This is a genomic window from Mesorhizobium sp. P5_C1 (assembly GCF_054049815.1).
In genome coordinates this window covers 1-832 of the sequence record NZ_JBFULQ010001195.1, presented here as the reverse complement: position 1 = coordinate 832, position 832 = coordinate 1, and the positions used below count along the sequence as shown (strand labels likewise).

The window sequence follows — 832 nt, the reverse complement described above, 5'->3', positions numbered from 1 at the left end:
CTGGGCGGGTACGCCGCTCGCCCCGATCCTGAAGGAGGCCGGGGTCCTCGACAGCGGCATCGAGGTCGTCTTCTGGGGCACAGACGAAGGCGAGATCAAACGAGCCGACGAGGTCACGTTCAAGCAGAATTTCGCGCGCAGCATGTCGCTGGCCGACGCCATGGATCCAAAGAACATCCTTTGCTACGAAATGAACGGAACTTCCTTGCCGGCCGACAACGGCTTCCCGCTGCGGCTGATAGCGCCGGGCTGGTACGGGATCGCGAACGCGAAATGGCTCAAGCGCATCGAGGTGCGCGACCAGCGCTTCGAGAGCCGGTTCATGGGACGCGACTACGTCACGGTCCGCGAGGAAGACCATAATGGCGAGACCGTGTGGGCGGAAACCTCCGTCGGACGGGCACGCCTCAAATCGGCGCCGGCCCGGGTGACCCATCTCGGCAGCGACTACCGGATCGTCGGAGCCGCCTGGGGTGCGCCGATCGACCGGGTCGAGGTGAAGATCGACGATGGGCCGTGGATGCCGGCGACCATTGACGGCACCGAAGAGGCGGAGTTCGCCTGGAAGATGTGGTCTCTGGACTGGCCCAAGCCGTCCGCCGGGGAGCACACAGTCACCTCGCGCGCGATCGATAAGAGCGGCAACATTCAGCCGGCGATGAGCGATCCGTGGATTGCCAAAAAACACACCTATTGGGAGAGCAACGGACAGGTGACCCGCCGTATTCAGGTCAGTTGACGGCTCGGCGCCGCGAGCGAAGCCGCCTGGAAAGCTGCGTGGCGACGGGATTGAGTGCGACCCCGTTGCGCCCGTGGGCATAGCTGGTTGCAT

At 64.4% G+C, this 832-nt stretch carries 1 protein-coding gene; it reads left to right on the top strand.

Going from position 1 to position 832, the window contains the following annotated elements:
* Nucleotides 1–739 (top strand): molybdopterin-dependent oxidoreductase (locus ACXJ7R_RS34830; protein ID WP_457155755.1); only part of this gene is annotated, 739 nt, incomplete at its 5' end.
* Nucleotides 740–832 lie beyond the last annotated feature (93 nt).